The organism is Paraburkholderia sp. BL6669N2 (genome assembly GCF_003387275.1).
GTDB lineage: Bacteria > Pseudomonadota > Gammaproteobacteria > Burkholderiales > Burkholderiaceae > Paraburkholderia.
Window position 1 is genome coordinate 557765 of sequence record NZ_QUNA01000002.1, and the last position, 16824, is coordinate 574588.

At 61.6% G+C, this 16824-nt stretch carries 15 protein-coding genes and 3 pseudogenes; 9 read left to right on the forward strand and 9 right to left on the reverse strand.

What is annotated here, in order from left to right:
- Position 1 precedes the first annotated feature (1 nt).
- Positions 2–766, reverse strand: coding sequence for a DeoR/GlpR family DNA-binding transcription regulator (locus B0G80_RS25080; protein WP_116120492.1), 765 nt, complete (start codon positions 764–766; stop codon positions 2–4).
- A gap of 201 nt (positions 767–967) precedes the next feature.
- Between B0G80_RS25080 and B0G80_RS25085 the strand changes: the two genes are divergently transcribed.
- The 6 genes from B0G80_RS25085 to B0G80_RS25110 all read left to right on the forward strand — a co-directional run bounded on the left by B0G80_RS25085 (position 968) and on the right by B0G80_RS25110 (position 6672).
- Positions 968–2308 carry a four-carbon acid sugar kinase family protein gene (locus tag B0G80_RS25085; protein ID WP_116120494.1) on the forward strand — a complete coding sequence of 447 codons (1341 nt, stop codon included), beginning with the start codon at positions 968–970 and terminating at the stop codon, positions 2306–2308.
- A complete protein-coding gene (pdxA, locus tag B0G80_RS25090; protein WP_116120496.1) occupies positions 2305–3306 on the forward strand; it encodes a 4-hydroxythreonine-4-phosphate dehydrogenase PdxA in 1002 nt (333 codons plus the stop codon). The genes B0G80_RS25085 and pdxA overlap by 4 nt, the downstream gene beginning before the upstream one ends.
- A gap of 21 nt (positions 3307–3327) precedes the next feature.
- The gene (locus B0G80_RS25095) at positions 3328–3921 is read left to right on the forward strand and encodes a TetR/AcrR family transcriptional regulator (protein WP_116123706.1); all 594 of its coding nucleotides are present in this window, start codon (positions 3328–3330) and stop codon (positions 3919–3921) included.
- A 109-nt stretch (positions 3922–4030) separates the two neighbouring features.
- Positions 4031–5185: an alcohol dehydrogenase gene (yqhD, locus tag B0G80_RS25100; RefSeq protein ID WP_116120498.1), complete on the forward strand. Its 1155-nt coding sequence runs from the start codon at positions 4031–4033 to the stop codon at positions 5183–5185.
- 41 nt (positions 5186–5226) lie between these two features.
- Positions 5227–6132, forward strand: coding sequence for an NAD(P)-dependent oxidoreductase (locus tag B0G80_RS25105; RefSeq protein WP_116120500.1), 906 nt, complete (start codon positions 5227–5229; stop codon positions 6130–6132).
- 261 nt (positions 6133–6393) lie between these two features.
- The gene (locus B0G80_RS25110; protein WP_258879219.1) at positions 6394–6672 is read left to right on the forward strand and encodes an NAD(P)H-dependent oxidoreductase; all 279 of its coding nucleotides are present in this window, start codon (positions 6394–6396) and stop codon (positions 6670–6672) included.
- 665 nt (positions 6673–7337) lie between these two features.
- Here B0G80_RS25110 and B0G80_RS25115 read toward each other — a convergent pair.
- From B0G80_RS25115 to B0G80_RS25135, 5 genes and pseudogenes are all read right to left on the reverse strand, one after another.
- Positions 7338–7796: pseudogene (locus tag B0G80_RS25115) on the reverse strand (mechanosensitive ion channel family protein); the annotation flags it as partial.
- A gap of 60 nt (positions 7797–7856) precedes the next feature.
- Positions 7857–8243, reverse strand: coding sequence for a nuclear transport factor 2 family protein (locus B0G80_RS25120; protein ID WP_116120504.1), 387 nt, complete (start codon positions 8241–8243; stop codon positions 7857–7859).
- A 76-nt stretch (positions 8244–8319) separates the two neighbouring features.
- Complete coding sequence (locus B0G80_RS25125) at positions 8320–9666, reverse strand: MFS transporter (protein ID WP_116120506.1); 1347 nt, start codon at positions 9664–9666, stop codon at positions 8320–8322.
- A gap of 89 nt (positions 9667–9755) precedes the next feature.
- Positions 9756–11288, reverse strand: coding sequence for a bifunctional 3-(3-hydroxy-phenyl)propionate/3-hydroxycinnamic acid hydroxylase (locus tag B0G80_RS25130; RefSeq protein ID WP_116120508.1), 1533 nt, complete (start codon positions 11286–11288; stop codon positions 9756–9758).
- A gap of 56 nt (positions 11289–11344) precedes the next feature.
- Complete coding sequence (locus B0G80_RS25135; RefSeq protein ID WP_116120510.1) at positions 11345–12196, reverse strand: fumarylacetoacetate hydrolase family protein; 852 nt, start codon at positions 12194–12196, stop codon at positions 11345–11347.
- A 147-nt stretch (positions 12197–12343) separates the two neighbouring features.
- Here B0G80_RS25135 and B0G80_RS25140 point away from each other — a divergent pair, with 147 nt between their 5' ends.
- On the forward strand, positions 12344–12910 hold the full coding sequence (locus tag B0G80_RS25140) for a VOC family protein (protein WP_116120512.1): 567 nt from the start codon (positions 12344–12346) through the stop codon (positions 12908–12910).
- A gap of 116 nt (positions 12911–13026) precedes the next feature.
- On the forward strand, positions 13027–13839 hold the full coding sequence (locus B0G80_RS25145; RefSeq protein ID WP_116120514.1) for an IclR family transcriptional regulator: 813 nt from the start codon (positions 13027–13029) through the stop codon (positions 13837–13839).
- Between the two features lie 347 nt (positions 13840–14186).
- Here B0G80_RS25145 and B0G80_RS25150 read toward each other — a convergent pair.
- Positions 14187–15208: pseudogene (locus B0G80_RS25150) on the reverse strand (IS30 family transposase).
- A gap of 175 nt (positions 15209–15383) precedes the next feature.
- A pseudogene (locus tag B0G80_RS25155) lies at positions 15384–15933 on the reverse strand (efflux RND transporter permease subunit); the annotation flags it as partial.
- A gap of 191 nt (positions 15934–16124) precedes the next feature.
- Between B0G80_RS25155 and B0G80_RS25160 the strand changes: the two are divergent.
- Positions 16125–16328 (forward strand): hypothetical protein, encoded by a 204-nt coding sequence (locus B0G80_RS25160; RefSeq protein WP_116120516.1) that lies wholly within the window; start codon positions 16125–16127, stop codon positions 16326–16328.
- Here B0G80_RS25160 and B0G80_RS25165 read toward each other — a convergent pair.
- Positions 16308–16763, reverse strand: coding sequence for a helix-turn-helix domain-containing protein (locus B0G80_RS25165; protein ID WP_116120518.1), 456 nt, complete (start codon positions 16761–16763; stop codon positions 16308–16310). The two genes, B0G80_RS25160 and B0G80_RS25165, sit on opposite strands and share 21 nt — an antisense overlap.
- Positions 16764–16824: the final 61 nt, after the last annotated feature.

The following is a 16824-nucleotide window of genomic DNA, read 5'->3' on the forward strand; positions in this document are numbered from 1 at the left end:
GCTACCGCGCCGTCTCGACGATCACCTCGCCGTGCAACAGGAATGACGCCATCTCGGGTGCGTCGCGACGGGCATCGGTCACGAGCGTCCACTCGCGTTCGAGCGGTGTCCAGTGTTGCTGGCTTGCGCGGTCCAGCTTGTGCGAGGTGACAAGTACAAAGAGTTGAGCAGCCTGCCTGATGACGCATTCCTTCAGGTAGGCCTGCTCCGCCGACGCCTCGCAGAGGCCTCGGTCAGCCACCACGCCGTCCGCGCCGAGAAATGCCTTGTCGACGGACAGGCGGCTCAAGGCAAGCTGCGCAAGCGGCCCGAGTGTGCTCATGCTGGAGGGACGCAGATCGCCGCCGATCAGGATGACGGGCACTTCGCTCGCAGCGAGCGTGTTGACGGCCAACAAATTGTTGGTCACAACGCGAACCTCGCGGCGGCCGGCGAGCAAACGTGCCATTGCCGCGGCGGTGGTGCCGCCGTCGAGAAAGATGGTGTCGCCATCCTGCACATGGCTCACGGCCACGCGCGCGATTGCCTCCTTTTGCTCGCGAAAACTCTCGCGGCGACTATCGAGCGATTCCTCGGGTTCGTGAATACCGAGCGAAGCGGCCGCGCCCCCGTAGGTGCGCACAATGCGCCGTTCGTCGGCGAGCGCGCGCAGGTCGCGACGGACCGTCGCCTCGGACATGCCGAAGTGCTCGCACAACGCGCTGACATCGGTCATGCCGGAGAGGACGGCCTGCAGCATTGCCTCGCGGCGGTTCGTAACTTTCATGGTGATGGTTTGCCTGGATGGTGCGCCGTGCAAAGGCGTCGAATCGCGTAAGTGTAATCAAACCGGCCGGCGGGGCAATGGGGCGGGGCAGGCAGGCGCGCGCCGCGCAGATGTGCCCGTCCGCGCCGGCGGCCTGCTGCGTCAAATTGACTAAATTGATTGAATCGATCAAGCGAGCGGCTCGACCATCGGAGCGACACGTTGAGCGTGACTAAACTTCTGATCGTCGCCGACGACCTGTCGGGCGCCGCGGATTGCGCGATTGCCTTCGCCGCTGCGGGTCTGCGCACGGCGGTGAGCCTCACGGCGGCGCAGGCGATGCCTCACGCCGAAGTGATCGCGGTGGATACCGACACGCGCCGCATGTCGCCCGCTGACGCGGCACGTCGCACGAGTGCGGCGTGGCAGGTGTACGGCGCGTCGGCTTGCCGGTTGTACAAAAAAATCGATTCCACCTTGCGCGGCAACTGGGCCGCCGAAGTCGCCGGCTTGCAGCCGCTCGCGGGGCTCGCCATTGTCGCGCCGGCGTACCCGGCAACCGGGCGTACCGTGTGTGACGGGCGGGTCTTCGTGCGCGGCGTTCCGCTCGAAGAGACTGAAACCTGGCAGCTCGAACACGCTGGGCGTTCTGCCGATCTCACGACGATGCTGGAGTGCGCGGGCCTCGCCACGGCACTGCTGACGGTCGCGGCGCTGCGCGGCGATCGGCAGGCATTGCGCGAGACGCTTGGCGCGGTGATGCGCCGCGGCACGCAGGCGCTAGTCGTCGATGCGCAAGCCGATGCGGACCTCAGGGCGCTCGCCGAGGCCACGGCGTCGCTGGACGGCGCGTTCTTCTGGGTCGGCTCTGGCGGACTGGCTCGCGAGTTGGCTTTGGTGAGCGACCAGTCCACGCCCGCGCCGGACGAAAACGCGGCGCCGTTGCAGATAGACAGGCAGGACGGCGCGGTGCTGATTCTGGTCGGCAGCCTCTCGGCGGTCTCGGAGCGGCAATGCGCGATGCTACGCGAGCGCGCGGGCATCGCCGAGTTCGTGGTGCCGCCCGCCGTGCTGCGAGACGCCGAGCGGCATCCGCAATGGCCGGCCTGGCAGGCCCGGGTGGCCGCGCACCTTGGCGAACGTACCGATCTGCTGCTGCGAATCGGGCGCGACGAGGCGTTCGATCCCGCCGAGGGTGCGCATCTGTCGAAGATGCTGGCGGCGCTCGTTGCGCCATCGTTTGCGCATCTCAGCGGACTGATCGCCACCGGTGGCGAAACCGCGCGAGCGATGCTGAGCACGGTCGACATCGCCAGTTTGCAATTGCTGTCGGAGATCGAGCCGGGCGTCGCGGTAGCGCGTGCGCATGGCCGCGAGCACCTCGCGATTGTCACCAAGGCCGGCGCATTCGGCAGCGAGCATGCGCTGTACGGCGCATACCTTCATCTGAGGAGCGTGACCTACTCCGCGCGCAGCGGGCCGGAACTCAGTAACCCGGCCGGCACCTCCACACCCTCAACGGCTTGCAAAACGAGCCCACGAAATTCAGCCAAAACATTATGAGCAACTACCTTCCTGTCATCGGCATCACGATGGGGGACGCAGCCGGCGTGGGTCCGGAGATCGTGGTCAAGAGCCTGACGCACGAGTCGGTCTATCAGCAGTGCCGCCCGCTCGTCATCGGCGACGCGGCACGCCTCGAGCGCGCGAATGAGATTCTCGGCGGCAGCGCCACGGTGCGTCGTATCGAGAAGGCGTCGGATGCCCGCTATGAGCGGGGGAGCATCGAGTGTATCGACCTCGCACTGATTCCCGCCGACCTGCCGTTTGGCAAGCTGTCGGCACTCGCGGGCGACGCCGCGTACCGCTACATTGCGCGCGCGGTCGAACTGGCAAAAGCCGGCGAGATCGACGCGATCTGTACGGCGCCCTTGAACAAGGAAGCGCTGCACGCGGGCGGTCACAAGTATCCCGGACACACCGAGATGCTCGCGCATCTCACCGGCATCGACGAAGTTTCGATGATGCTCGTCGCGCCTAAATTGCGCGTGATTCACGTGACCACGCACATTGGCATCATCGACGCGATTCGCAAGATCGAGCCGGGCCTCGTGCAGCGCACGATCGAACGCGGTCATGCGACGCTCATGAAAGCCGGCATCGCCAATCCGCGTATCGCCGTGTGCGGCATCAATCCGCATGCGGGCGAAAACGGCCTGTTCGGTTATGGCGAGGAAGAAGAAAAGATTGTTCCCGCGGTGCAGCGTCTTCGCGAGCGAGGCTGGGACATTGAAGGTCCGTTGCCTGCCGATACGCTTTTCTTCCGCGCCGGACGCGGCGATTTCGACCTGGTGGTCGCGATGTACCACGATCAGGGCCACGGTCCGGTCAAGGTTCTCGGGCTGGAGGCGGGCGTCAATGTGACGGTCGGTCTGGACGTGATCCGCACCTCGGTCGATCACGGCACGGCGTTCGACATCGCCGGCAAGGGCATTGCCGATGAGCGCAGTCTCCTCGAAGCCTTGCGTCAGGCCGCCGAGCTCGCCACGCGACGAGCCTGAGGCGCGACGATGGGAGCGCCTGTGCCCAGAACCGCGGACTTTCACCAGAAGCTGCTGGAGGCCGGCGTCGCGCTGTTTGCCGAAACCGGTTATCACGGCACCGGCGTGAAGGACATCGTTGCGCGCGCGGGCGTGCCGAAGGGTTCTTTCTACAACTACTTCGACAGCAAGGAAGCGTTTGGCGCGGCGATCCTGCGTCACTACGCGGACGAGCAGGCGGCAGAGTGGCAGCAGTATTCGATCGAAGCGGATGCGCCTGATCCGCTGCTCGCGCTACGCGGCATCTACGAGCGCATCGCGGCCGACTACGAGGCTTGCGACGATCGTTGCGGATGCCTGTTAGGCAATTTTGCCGGCGAGATCGCGCAGTCGAGCGATCTGTGCCGTCGTGCGGCGCGCCAGACGGTTGACGAATGGCGCATGCGTTGTGCCGGGTACCTGCGCCGAGGACAGGAGTTCGGTTCGGTGCGCCGCGATCTTCCGGCTGAAGCAATGGCAGACCTCTTCTGGAACATGTGGGAAGGCAGCCTGTTGCGGATGAAGCTGGAGGACTCGATCGAACCATTGAACGCCTGTATACATTCGATGTTCGATCTGTTTTTCAAGTCCCGGTAGCAACAGTAAGGGACGTCGGCACGCCGGGCGGCGCGCAGTCGCTCTGCGGTGCGGGGTTTGTCCGCAGTTGAGACGACCGGTCATATCAATGCAGGAAAGCAAGGTCCCCATGCAAAACTTCATCTTTCACAACCCCACTCGCATTCTGTTCGGCGAAGGCCAGATCGCCGCACTCGACACCGAGGTCCCGGCCGACGCGCGCGTGCTGATTACGTGTGGCGGCGGCAGCATCAAGAGCAATGGCGTGCTCACGCAGGTGCAGGCAGCGCTGGGCGAGCGTGCCTATTTCGTGTTCGGCGGCATCGAGCCGAATCCCACCTACGAAACCTTGATGCAGGCGGTCGAGTTCGCACGTGAGCGCGACCTCGACTTTCTGCTCGCAGTCGGCGGCGGCTCGGTGATCGACGGCACCAAGTTCATCGCGGCCGCACTGAAGTTCGACGGCGAGCCGTGGGACATCCTCGCGAAACAGGTCGAAGCGCGCGACGCGATGCCGTTCGGCACTGTGTTGACGTTGCCGGCCACGGGTTCCGAAATGAACAACGGCGGCGTGATCAGCCATCGCGCGAAAGGGGACAAGCTGCCGTTTCGCAGCGAAGCCACCTATCCGCGGTTTTCCGTGCTCGATCCCGTCACGACCTACTCGCTGCCGCCGCGGCAGATCGCCAACGGCGTCGTCGACGCATTCGTTCATGTCGTCGAGCAGTACCTGACCTATCCGGTCGATGCGAAAGTGCAGGACCGCTTCGCCGAAGGGCTGTTGATCGCGCTGACCGAAGTGGGCCCGCAGGCGCTTGCCGAGCCGCACAACTATGCGGTGCGCGCCAACCTCATGTGGACCGCGACGCTCGCGCTCAACGGCCTGATCGGCGCAGGCGTGCCGCAGGACTGGGCGACTCACATGCTCGGCCACGAAATCACCGCGCTGCACGGGCTCGATCATGCGCAGACGCTCGCGATCGTGCTGCCGGCCATGCTGAGCGTGCGGCGGCAACAGAAGCACGCCAAGCTGCTGCAATACGCGGAGCGCGTCTGGAATATTACCGAGGGCAGCGAGGACGAGCGCATCAGCGCGGCGATCACGGCAACCCGAGTGTTCTTCGAGCGCATGTCGCTCGGGGCCCGGTTGCGTGACTGTCAGATTGGCGGCAGTTCCATCGGCGCGCTGATCAACAAGCTCGAAGAGCACGGGATGACGGCGTTGGGCGAGCACGGCGACGTGACGCTCGAAGTCAGCCGCCAGGTCTATCAACTTGCAGTCTGAGCGATCCCGTGTCCGCTTGACTGTTCTCCTGGATTATCACTATGAAGATTGGATTCGTAGGTCTTGGCTCGATGGGCGCCGCAATTGCGATGAACCTGGTCGAGTCGGGGCATGAGGTGCATGTTTTTAACCGCACGGCCGCGCGGGCGGAGCCCTTGTGCGCCGCCGGCGCACGTGTCGCCACAAGCCCGGCGCACGCCGCGGACTCGGCCGACGTCGTGTTCACGATGGTCGCCGACGATGCCGCGCATGCAGCCGTCACGTTCGGCGAAGCCGGCATTGCTGGCGCGCTGCGGCCGGGTGCAATGCATATCTCGATGAGCACGATTAGCGTCGCGGCCGCGCAGGATCACGCGAAGCGCTACCGCGAAGCGGGGCTCGCGTTCGTGTCCGCGCCGGTGTTTGGCCGGCCCGACGCCGCGGCGGCGCGCAAGCTCTTCATCATGGCGGCGGGCGAGGACGCGCATCTCGCCGTCGCGGTCCCGCTTCTCGAGCAACTCGGACAGTCGGTCGGCATCGTCGGCACGGATCCTTCGCAGGCGAACCTCGTGAAGCTGATCGGCAATTTCATGCTGTCCGCGATCATCGAGACGTTGGGCGAGGCCTGTGCGGTGGCCGGCAAGGCGGGCATCGACCCGATGCGCCTCGTCGAATTGCTGACGAGCGCGAACTTCAACGCGCCGCCGTACAAGATTTACGGCCCGTTGATCGCGTCTCAGCAATTCCAGCCACCGGGCTTTTTGTTGCCGCTCGGCCAGAAGGACAACCGTCTGATGCTGGCGGCCGCCGAGGCGCTGGGTGTGCCGATGCCGCTGGCGAGCCTCGTGCGCGACCGCTTCCTGACCTTGCGTTCGCAAGGGATTGGCGCCGCGCACGACTGGTCGGCCGTAGCGTTGTGTGCGTTGTCCGATGCGGGCATGAGCAAGCCGGTTCACTTCTCAATCTAGCCGCCCCGCGGCTGGGTCGACGGTCTTCACGCTGAGCCACGCTATGGCGAGCGCTGCCGCGGCCAGCCGCGGCAGCAGTAAGCCGTTCAACGGCTGCCATCCGAATTCGACTCTCCATCCTCAAGCAAGACAGCCCCTGATTTCCCCTTTCCCCAGATTATCTCCGGGACTACTCAACGGACATTCGTAAAGCGATAGGCAACCGCATCCGATACAGGAATCCAGATTAGTTTTGAGGCGCAATAACGTGTCAATCCGTTGTTGTATGGCTTCATTCATCTGCCGGAAACCTGCGCCTATTCCGCGGCAGTAGGTTCTCGCCCGCAAGAAATTACCCGGCTGTGGGATGCGGTAAGAAGCTGTGACGGGATGATCATAGGTACTCCAGAGTATAACCATGGCATGTCGGATGTTATGAAGAACGCGCTGGACTGGCTTTCGCGGCCTTATCGGAATAGTCCGATCAAGGGCAGGGCAGTCCTGACATTCACGGCTTCTTCCGCATTCACGGGCGGGGTCCGCGCAAGCTCAGCTGAATGAAACCATTAGCGCGGTCGAGGCTATTCGTGTTGCCTTTCCTCAAATCGCTGTGGCTTTATCGCACACCAAAATGAGCAACGGAGTCTTCAATGACAAAAAAACGATTGAATTCATGCTTGAAGGAGTCGGCAGCCTCATGGATCTGATTGAAAAAAATTTAGTCACGGCTCGAAAACGTTATTTTTTACCGGCGTAACTTGGCTCGTTTGTTACGTCGGTATTCCGATAAAGCAAAAATCCACGGAAGCTTAGCTGTGAAGGTTGATCATCAGGAAGCCCTTGGTTCGAGTATTTGCAGTTACTGCCGCTCTTTTGCTTCCCGTTGCTTCGTTTGCGCAGACGAGTTCTGCGATCGCCCCCGCCGAAATCCGTGCGGAACTGGTCCAAATCGAGAACCCTGGTGATGGGCAGTCGCGCTGTGAGAAATCGCACTGCCCGGAAGATAGTCAGGCTGCTGAAGTGAAGGCGGCGGTGATGAGCGGGTTGTCGCAGTCGGGGCAACCGCGCGACATTCGAATATCGCCATTACTCGCCGCCGATCTACATCCGCCAATAGGCGGGCGAAAACGCGCAGTCCGCCGGGCAAGCGTGAAGAGACATTCGCCGAACGTACCCTGGTCGCGCCTGGTTTCTTAACCTCCGGCTCAATCCTGCTCCGGTGAACGCTAGACCAATGAGGTGGTTGTGGTAGAGACGGTGCGAATCTGATCACGCAGATTCCCTACCATAACGGTTTGCGATCTCGATAGCGGGATATTCGCCGCACATAATCGCTTGAGGATTTCGAACAGCAGATCGCTCTTGATATCCCCCGCGATCCGGGGGCTGCGGACATAGCCGGTGACGCTCAGCGTAATGCCGTCGGGCGTCAGTTGACTGAACATGACGGATGGCGCCGGATGGTCGAGAATCGACGGGTGCGCCTGATAGGCACCCAGCAGAAGATCGCGAACCTGTTCGGGGTCGGTGTCCAGTGGACAACTGAGCGTGAGCGTCGTCACACCTTGGGTACGGTCTCCCATCGTCACGTTACGCAGGTTCTGCGAGATCAGATGAGAGTTGGGGACGATGACCGTCGAGCGGTCAGCCAGTTGTATTTCGGTCGCGCGCCACCGAATATGTCGAGAACGGTGGTCAAGAGATCAGTCGGCGTCGTGCCAAAGCCGCGGGTTAGCAACGCAATGTCAATCGGGCAAGCGCCCGGAATGGAGATGCAGCAGTTTCCAGCCGACCTCGCGTTTGACCCATATTTCCGTTACAACCGCGCGAATGTTGAGCTCCGATCCATCGGTCCTGCGCGCCAGGGTTTGCTCGAGATGACCTGTCGTGATCACCATGTCTGGCAGGAGCCTGTACGCGAGCGGTTGCGGACGCACGATTTGACGCACCTTGATCTTCTCGGTAAGGAAAGACAGATACTCCGACTTGCCATGAACGTAGCCAGTTGAATGGACGAACGTCAGGTCGTCGTCGAGTAGTGACGCCAGTTTGGGCAGGTCCTCCGCCACCGTGGCGTCGCAGCGCTGTTGTTCCAACGCCTCGACGGCGGCCTGAATGGGCGCATCTTTCATCGTCAATCTCCCGGGCAAACGGCATGGATACTTCTTGTCAGGGACGGTGCCGGGCCGCGTCGTGAGTCGATTCGGCTCAACGCAATAGTTCACCGCTCAGTCCATCTGTCTTCGACGGCGACCCGGCCCCAGACCTTCCCGTCGGCAACCCATAACTGGCAAGCAGCGCAACCGTGCACGCGCCGATGACATACCAGGCTGGCGCTGCCAGGGAGCCGGTTACGCGAATCAGCATGGTCGCCAGCAACGGCGCAAAGCCGCTGAATGCGACGACCGATATGTTATAAGCCAGCGCGATTCCGCTGAATCTGACCTGGACAGGGAATTGGTCGGCGAGCACCGACGCCCATGTCCCGCTTGCCAGTGAAAAAACCAGGCCGGCAAGCACAAACAGCAACACCGGATTGACGGTATGACTCGCCAGCGCTTCATAGAACGGGTAACTCAACGCGATCAACAGTGCCGCCGACGCTCGAAGCAGGTACCGGCGCGGGATCTTGTCGCCAAGCCAGCCCGCGGCCAGGAGACCGAAGGAACTGACAATCAGATAAGCGTTTTGGGCAATTGCCGCGGTCCGCGGCGCATAGTGGAGTTGCTGGACGAGGTAAGCGGGCATATGGCCATAAAGTACGCCATTGATGCCAGCCATCACGGCGATCGACAATGCGCCCGTCGCGACCGCCTTGCCATGACGTCGCAAGGTCTCGCGAAACGGCTGTTTGACGACAGCGCCATGCATTTCCTTGAACTCGGGCGATTCGTCAAGATTGCGACGCATCAGGTAGGAAGCGATCCCGCAAACGCCGCCGAAAAGAAACGCGATCCGCCAGCCATACGCAGCCGCGTCCGTGGCGGACAGGTAGGTCTGGATGCCCAGGTTGACGAACGTGGCGAGCAACACGCCCACGTTCACCGCGCAGATGATAATGCCGGCAGCGAGCCCCGCCCGATGCGGCGCGGCTTCCACTGCATAGGTAATCGCACCGGGCATTTCTCCGCCGACGCAAAATCCCTGAAGCATGCGCAGCAGGATCAGGAGGAGCGATGCGGTCATGCCCCAGCTCTGATAATTGGGCAGCAGACCGAGACAGATCGTAGCGGTCGTGACCACAATGATCGAGCCGAGGAACACCGGACGCCGTCCATACCGGTCGCCCCAGCTACTGAGCACAATTCCGCCGAGCGGTCGGATCACGTACCCGATTGCGAGCACGGAGAAAGTAGCCAGCATGCTGATCAACGACGACGCGCTCGGGAAAAACTGGGCCGCGATGTTATGGGCAAAAAAACCGTAGACGATGAAATCGTAAAACTCCAGCGAGCCGCCAAGGCTTGCGATGAGAATCATTTTCCACTGCGACCGGGACAAGCCGGATGATTGCCGACGGTCGGCGCCGCCGACCGGATTGCGGGATATTCCCATGACTCCTCCAACTGATTGTCGGCTTCTTTGTCCGATGATTTACTGGCGTTGAGCGCGAGACGTCTCGCGTGGCAACGGATTTTGCAGGCTCACACGGCCACAGCACCTTCGGTTTGCAAGCCGGGTACGGCGTGCTGCAGAAGGTGTTGCAACGATTCACCGTCCTGCGCGACGCCGTACACATACCGGTCGGGGCGGACAAGCACCGCTGCCGCGTTGATCGACTCCAGCCACTCGCCAACGGCCGCCCCGTCGCTGGCCACAATTTCGACGCCCGCTTGCGCAGCGCTATAAACGACGTCGCGGCGTTCACGGAGCAGCTCCGGTCGCGCAACCAGCGCAAACCGATAGCCGACCACGTCGTCCACCAGTCGTCCGTCCGGCAGGCGGGGTTGCGGTGCAATATGCCCGGCCACGCCCGATGGCTCATCGATCCACGCGCCCGGACCGAGCCGGGGTTGTGGGGTCACAAAATTGCGAATCGCTGCACTCATCTCTTCATCACGGACATCGGCCAGTTCTGGCCTCGTCGTTTGAATGACGGAGCCGAGTTGTACCGCCGTTTCGATAAATAAGCGCACATGCGGCGAGCGTTCGGATTCGTAGCTGTCGAGCAGGGTATCGAGCGCCTCTCCATGAATGACGGCACCAAGCTTCCATGCAAGATTCGAGGCGTCGCGAATGCCGGCTCCCATGCCTTGGCCCATAAAGGGTGGCGTTTGATGTGCGGCATCGCCTGCAAGAAACAGTCGGCCACGGCGCCAACCGTTCGCCACCACCGAGTGAAATGTATAGATGGCAGAACGTTCGAGGTGCGCGTCGGCGGGCGAAATCCAGCGAGCGAGTTTGTCCCACAGCCATTCGGGGGACGTGAGTTGCGTCACATCATCACCGGGCATCACCATGATTTCCCAGCGGCGACGATTTCCGGGACCACGCGTGTAAGTGGTCGGACGCGCCGGGTCGCAATATTGGACCGAGTAGTCGCCAAGATCGGGCCGCGGCGTGTCGAGCAATACGTCGACCACGACCCAGCGTTCATGCGATTTCAGGTCGGTCAGTTCGGTGCCCATGAAGCGTCGCGCAATCGAGCGCGCGCCGTCGCAGCCGACTACATATCGCGCGGTGGTATGTCCAAGTTTGCCGCAGCTCGTATCCTCGAAGCGCAACTGGATGCCATCGTCCGCCTGGTCAAGCGCGAACACCTCGTGGCGCACCCGAACGTCAACGCTCGATTGCCGCGCGAGGCGCTCGCGTAACGCGTTCTCGAGATCTGGCTGATGGAACTTGTAACTCGCGCTCCATCCCTGCGGTCCGATACAGGTCGGTCGTTGCCAGTCGATCAGCAACTTGCCTTCCCCGTTCACGAATTTCATGCCGGGACCCACGAACAGCCTGGGTAGCAGCTTCTCGGTTAAACCGAGGGTCTGGAACACACGCATGCATTCACCGTCGAAATGCACCGCGCGAGGAAGCGCGAAAATGTCCTTGTCTCTCTCCAGCACCAGCACCCGCAAGCCTTTGATTGCCAGTAGGTTCGCTAACGTCGCTCCGGTGGGCCCGAGGCCGATAACGGCCACGTCGTAGTCGCACGCGTGCGTCGAAATAGTTTTCTCTAACATGTCTTGTTCCGCCTGATAAGACGCCGGGCGCACACGAACGCGCCCGGCTACGACTCTTACGCTTCGTCCGCGATCGGATTGGACAGAACGCCGATCCGGTCAACCTCCACTTCCGCCACGTCGCCGGCCCTCATGAACAGCGGCGGACTGCGCTTCGCGCCGACGCCGCCAGGCGTGCCGGTCACGATCACATCTCCCGGAGAGAGCGGGGTGAACGTCGACAGGTAGGCAATCTGTTTGGCAATGCCGTGGATCAGCATCTGCGTCGTCGCGCGTTGCACTTCCTGCCCATTCAGGCGGGTGATGAGCGTCATCACCGCATTGGGTTCGATCTCGTCGCTCGTCACCATCCACGGTCCGAACGCGCCGGTGCGATAGAAATTTTTGCCCGGGCCCCACTGGCCCGTATGAAGCTGCCAGTCGCGCACGGAACCGTCGTTGTAGCAGGCGTAGCCAGCGATGTGATTCCACGCGTCGGCCTCGGCGATGCGTCGTCCACCGCGCCCGATGATGACGGCAATCTCACCCTCATAGTCGAACTTCTGCGACTCAGGCGGACGCAGCATCGGCTGACCGTGGCCAACCTGCGAAGCCGGCACCCGCATGAAGATGACCGGATGTTCGGTGGTTTCGCGGTTGGTTTCCTTGACATGGTCCGCGTAGTTGAGTCCCACGCAAAAGATTTGTTCGGGGTTCGGAATCACAGGCAGTAGCGTGACTTCCGACAGCGGGTAGTCGCCCTGCGTGCTATCGGCGGCTTGGGCAGCCTCGCCGAAGGCGTCCGCGGCAATCAGTGCCTTCAGATCGGGATAGCGGCCGCCAAGACGCTTGCCAAGGTCGAACACGGTTTCATCGAGAACGATGCCGAACGATGGGCCGAGGTGGGTGGAGAAGCTGGCGAGTTTCATTGATACTCCAGATAGATAAAAAGTCGATAGGATCAACGCCTCGATTCGTAAAAAAACCGTGCATTTATCTTATAGTGAGAATAGACTAAATTTAACAAAGGCCACAACGTGTTTTTTGTTAGGGTTTATCACTACTTGGAGACAAGCATGAACGGTATGAAGAAAGAGAGGGCGGGGCTGTCCCTCAGTCACATGGGCTTCTATGTGAGCGACATGGCGCGGGTGGAGGACTTTTATACGCGGGTGATGGAATTCACCGTGACGGATCGGGGTTCACTGAAGACGCCGCACGGCGCTGTGCAGTTGGTATTCTTGAGCCGCGATCCCGCGGTGCATCACCAGATCGTGCTCGCGAGCGGCCGCCCCGAGCACCTGGCGTTCAACCCGATCAACCAGATTTCGTTCACAGCCGACAGCCTTGCCACCCTGAGGCGGTTTCATCAGCAGTTCGTTGCGGAAGGCCTGCAGGAAATCAACCCCGTCACCCACGGCAATTCGGTTTCGATCTATGCGCGCGATCCCGAGGGCAACCGCCTCGAGCTCTACATCGACACGCCCTGGTACGTCGACCAGCCGATGCGTGTGCCGGTGGATTTCGGCTTGCCCGATGCTGAACTGATGACTGCTGTCGAACACCACGCAAGAACGCTATCGGGATTCAGGCCGCGAAGTGTCTGGCAAGCCGAAATGGCCGAGCGCATGGGGCTTGCGTAAGCGTGGCGCTGCCTGGCTCGCGTGCGACTGTTTGCGCGCGGCGGTCGTCGAACGCGTCAATGGCGATCTTGCCAGTGGATATAATCGGTTCACACATGAGGAGGCGCAGCGCAGAGATGTCGAGCATTACGAGACTCTTATCCATACTCGAGCTGTTTTCGGAGGCGAAGCCGTTCCTGTCCGTCGAAGACGTTGCCGCCGAACTCGATTGCTCGATTCCAACGGCTTACCGCTATGTGCGCGAGCTCCTGGACGCTGGCTTGCTCATCCGGTTTGCAGGAGGAGACTATGGTCTCGGCCCTCGCATCATCAAGCTTGACTACCACCTGCGCATGTCGGATCCGCTGCTTGCGGTCGGGCAGCCGATCATGCGTGAGTTGAGCGAACGCTCCGGCTTCGATGTGGTGATGTCGCGCTGGTACGGTAACGAACTCGTGGACACGCATCGGGAGACTCACGGCGCGGCGCTTGACCTCCGTTACGGCCGGGGTCGTCCTCGTCCCCTGTTTCTCGGTGCCGCTCCAAAAGCGATCTTGTCCACCTTTCCGAAGGCCAAGCTCGCAGTCCTGTTCGATGAGTATGCCGACGAGATCGCGCAAAGCGGCCTTGGGGCGACACTCGACGAGTTTCGCGCGTCGCTGCTCAAAATCCGGCGTGCCGGTTTTTATCTGTCGAGGGGCGAACTGGAAAGCAGCGTTTCCGCACTGGCGTCCCCGCTATTTACGGACGACTCCGGTGAAGCAGTCGGTTCGCTTGCGGTGATCGTGCCGACCCAGCGACTCGAATTTGCCAATCTGGACCGTCTTGTCGAATCGATCCAGGAGGCAGCGGCGCGAATCTCGCAGCGTACGCGTGCGTTGATTGAAAGTCGGGGGGCCGGAGCCATCACGCCGTCGCATACCGTTGCGAGAGCCAAGCGGTCCGCATGATGGCCGTCACGTGAACATCATTCGATCGCGCTCGCGCATTTGAACCTCGGTGGGTTCGGGGGAAGCTTGTCACGCTTGGCTGCGTTGATTGTGTTGTCCTCGAGGGCGTCGGAACGGAAGCGAACGTCGGACGGAGCGTTGATAGCAGCGGGCACTGCGCGCATGGGTACTGTCAGATTTCTTTTGCTTTGTCATCCTATCTAATGATGGTCGGGAGCCATTCTCACGCCCCACGCGAAACTAACCTTTGAGGACCTAAGCGTGTGAGGGCGTACTCTTACGAGCGCCGCCGGCGCACCCTATCGGACCGCTCTGGGCGGTTTCAAGGGTGAAGCGCAACAGCGGGATTAATGTTTAGAGCCTTGAGGTTGAGTTGCTGAAGCAAGGGTCGCGGCGAAGACCTCGAATGGCGAATTGAAGGCGTGAGTCGCGCGGGGCCGGCTATTCAGGCTGTCGGCAATGGCGTCGAGTTCGTCCTCACTGTAGACCGAAAGGTCGGTGCCTTTGGGAAGATACTGTCGCAGCAGCCCGTTGGTGTTTTCGCAAGTGCCCCTTTGCCATGGACTGTGCGGGTCGCAGAAGTACACCTTCACGCCGGTCGCGGTGGTGAGCTCTTTATGGCGCGACATTTCTTTGCCCTGGTCGTAGGTGAAGCTCTGCCGCAATGGCTCGGCAATCCAATTGAGTTTGGCGGAGAACCCCCCAGCGCCGAAGCTGCGGTGGCGTCTTCCATCTTTGCGAGCAGCACCAGGCGGCTGGTCCGTTTAACCAGAACGCCTACCGAGGACCGGTTGCCGGCGCCCTTGATGAAGTCACCTTCCCAGTGTCCAGGCAGCAGCCGGTCCTCGATTTCGGGCGGCCGCACATGAATACTGACCATGTCTGGAATCTGTCCGCGCCGGTCTGTGCCCCGTGTACGCGGCATGCGCGTGCTGTGGCCATGGCGCAGGCAGGCAATGAGCTGGCGGCGCAGTTCGCCGCGCGGCTGGGCGTAAATGGCCGTGTAGATGGTTTCGTGCGAAACCTGCTGGGTCGGGTCAGTCGGATACATACGCTTGAGTGTGCCCGATATCTGCTGGGGTGACCATTTCCACTCGAGCAAAGTGAGAACGATACGCCAGCAGACGCTTTGCAGGCAAAGCTTCGTAGGGCGACGACCCGCGCTGCGGCGTGCGGCGCTGAGCGCTTCAGCCGGCACCGATGCGTAACCTGCGGGAGAGGTGTTTCGCGTCAGTTCACGGCTAACGGTGGCCGGCGAGCGCCCGAGTATCCGGGCCATGGCCCGGATACTCGAACCCTGCATATGCAGGCTTGCAATGATGAGGCGCTCTTCCGGTTGAAGTTGCTGGTACTGAGTTCTTTCGTGCATCGCAACACCTTATACGAAACGGTGTTGCACTTCAGATTTGAGACAGCCCTCTGATATCTCGCGCTGATAGGCACGGCCACCAATCGCTCGACCCCGCCATGCCGGTGGACCATCCCATTTCTGCGCAATGTCCGACTCGGCAAGCCTTTGCAAGACATCGAACTGTGCAGTGCATGACGGCAACGGCCGCCGAACGGCAGCGGCACCGACGCGCCTTGCACCGTCGCCAGCTGCATGCGGATCGCGCTGTTGCGGAGGTCGTAGAGTTGCTGTTCGGAGAGCGTGTCGCTGGAGGGGCCGAGTTGCAGGATCGGCACCGTCGAGGCGTTATAGGTAATGATGTTGGGCGGCAGCGTGCCGGGCGGCAGCACGTGCAAGATCGATGCGGAGTTCGACGCTGCCTCGGCGATCGCACGATTGATGTCCACGCCCGGATGGGAAAAGATCTTTACCACCGAGACGCCGTTCAGCGATTGCGACTCGATACGCTCGATGTCGTCGACGTCCGAGCTCAGCGCGCGTTCGTAATTCGACGTGATGCGATTGGCCATGTTCTGGGCGGAAAAGCCGTTGTAGGTCCAGACGATGCTGACCCCCGGGATATTGATGTTCGGGAAGATATCGGTCGGCGTGCGCAGTATCGCAAGCGGGCCGACGATAAGGATCAGCACGGCGAGGACCACGAAGGTATAGGGGCGGCGCAGCGCGAGCCGGACGATCCACATGACGGGTTCCTGAAATGAGGCCATGAAGGCACGGCGTTCCTGCGCTGTCAGAGCGCGTGACGCGAGCTTCTCGACTCAGGAGTGTGATGGTGGAGCCCTTACGGGCCGCGGTCGGCTAGTTTACCGTTCCGTTATCTGGGCGTCGATTCGAGCTTGCGGTGACGTGAGGACTCACGCGCGATCTATCGATCGTGCCCGGCCTCGCGTCCATCGGGACGGTGCAGGAAGACACCGGCGACCCGACCACCCATGGCAAGCGCGCTGCCAACGCGCCGCGCTTCCAGGCGAATGCGTTCGTCGTTTGCCGCGTTCCGGGCGTCCCTGATGTGGCACGTCTTACCAAGCTCGCGGCCAACCTGACAGTGCGCGTTCGGCTATTCCAGGCGCGTTTCTGAGCCGGACTCCGCGTCCCGGTCCGAAGGCGCGCGATCGGTACGCTTTTCGCCGAGATCGAACTGCTGTCGCGCCGATTCCATTTCCGTCATATGCGCTTCCACCCAGTCCCAGATCCCACAGATCTTGTCGAGCAGACTGCGTCCTAGCGGTGTCAATTGATAGTCGACACGAGGCGGTATCACGGGATGCACATAGCGCGTGACGAGGCCGTCGCGCTCGAGTTGTCGCAAGGTCTTCGTGAGCATCTTCTGACTGACGCTTCCCACCTCATCGCGTAGCCGCGAGAAACGCATCTCGCCATGTGTGCCCAATGCGTCGATCACAAGAATCGTCCACTTGTCGGCGATCTGCTCGATGACGTTGCGCGCGAGGTCATCGGTTTTCTTCTGTGCGTTCTCGGCGGCGTGAGGGCCGTCGTAGCAATTTGTTTCCATGGGGAAAGTATGGAACCTTCAGGTGCCTTCTTGTGATCGCCGGATGCGGCTGAAATAATCT

Bases quoted from the DNA above. Each gene is read 5' to 3' on its own strand.
- B0G80_RS25080 (WP_116120492.1), bottom strand. From the start codon at position 766: ATGAAAGTTACGAACCGCCGCGAGGCAATGCTGCAGGCCGTCCTCTCC.
- pdxA (WP_116120496.1), top strand. From the start codon at position 2,305: ATGAGCAACTACCTTCCTGTCATCGGCATCACGATGGGGGACGCAGCC.
- yqhD (WP_116120498.1), top strand. From the start codon at position 4,031: ATGCAAAACTTCATCTTTCACAACCCCACTCGCATTCTGTTCGGCGAA.
- B0G80_RS25105 (WP_116120500.1), top strand. From the start codon at position 5,227: ATGAAGATTGGATTCGTAGGTCTTGGCTCGATGGGCGCCGCAATTGCG.
- B0G80_RS25120 (WP_116120504.1), bottom strand. From the start codon at position 8,243: ATGAAAGATGCGCCCATTCAGGCCGCCGTCGAGGCGTTGGAACAACAG.
- B0G80_RS25125 (WP_116120506.1), bottom strand. From the start codon at position 9,666: ATGGGAATATCCCGCAATCCGGTCGGCGGCGCCGACCGTCGGCAATCA.
- B0G80_RS25130 (WP_116120508.1), bottom strand. From the start codon at position 11,288: ATGTTAGAGAAAACTATTTCGACGCACGCGTGCGACTACGACGTGGCC.
- B0G80_RS25135 (WP_116120510.1), bottom strand. From the start codon at position 12,196: ATGAAACTCGCCAGCTTCTCCACCCACCTCGGCCCATCGTTCGGCATC.
- B0G80_RS25140 (WP_116120512.1), top strand. From the start codon at position 12,344: ATGAACGGTATGAAGAAAGAGAGGGCGGGGCTGTCCCTCAGTCACATG.
- B0G80_RS25145 (WP_116120514.1), top strand. From the start codon at position 13,027: ATGTCGAGCATTACGAGACTCTTATCCATACTCGAGCTGTTTTCGGAG.
- B0G80_RS25165 (WP_116120518.1), bottom strand. From the start codon at position 16,763: ATGGAAACAAATTGCTACGACGGCCCTCACGCCGCCGAGAACGCACAG.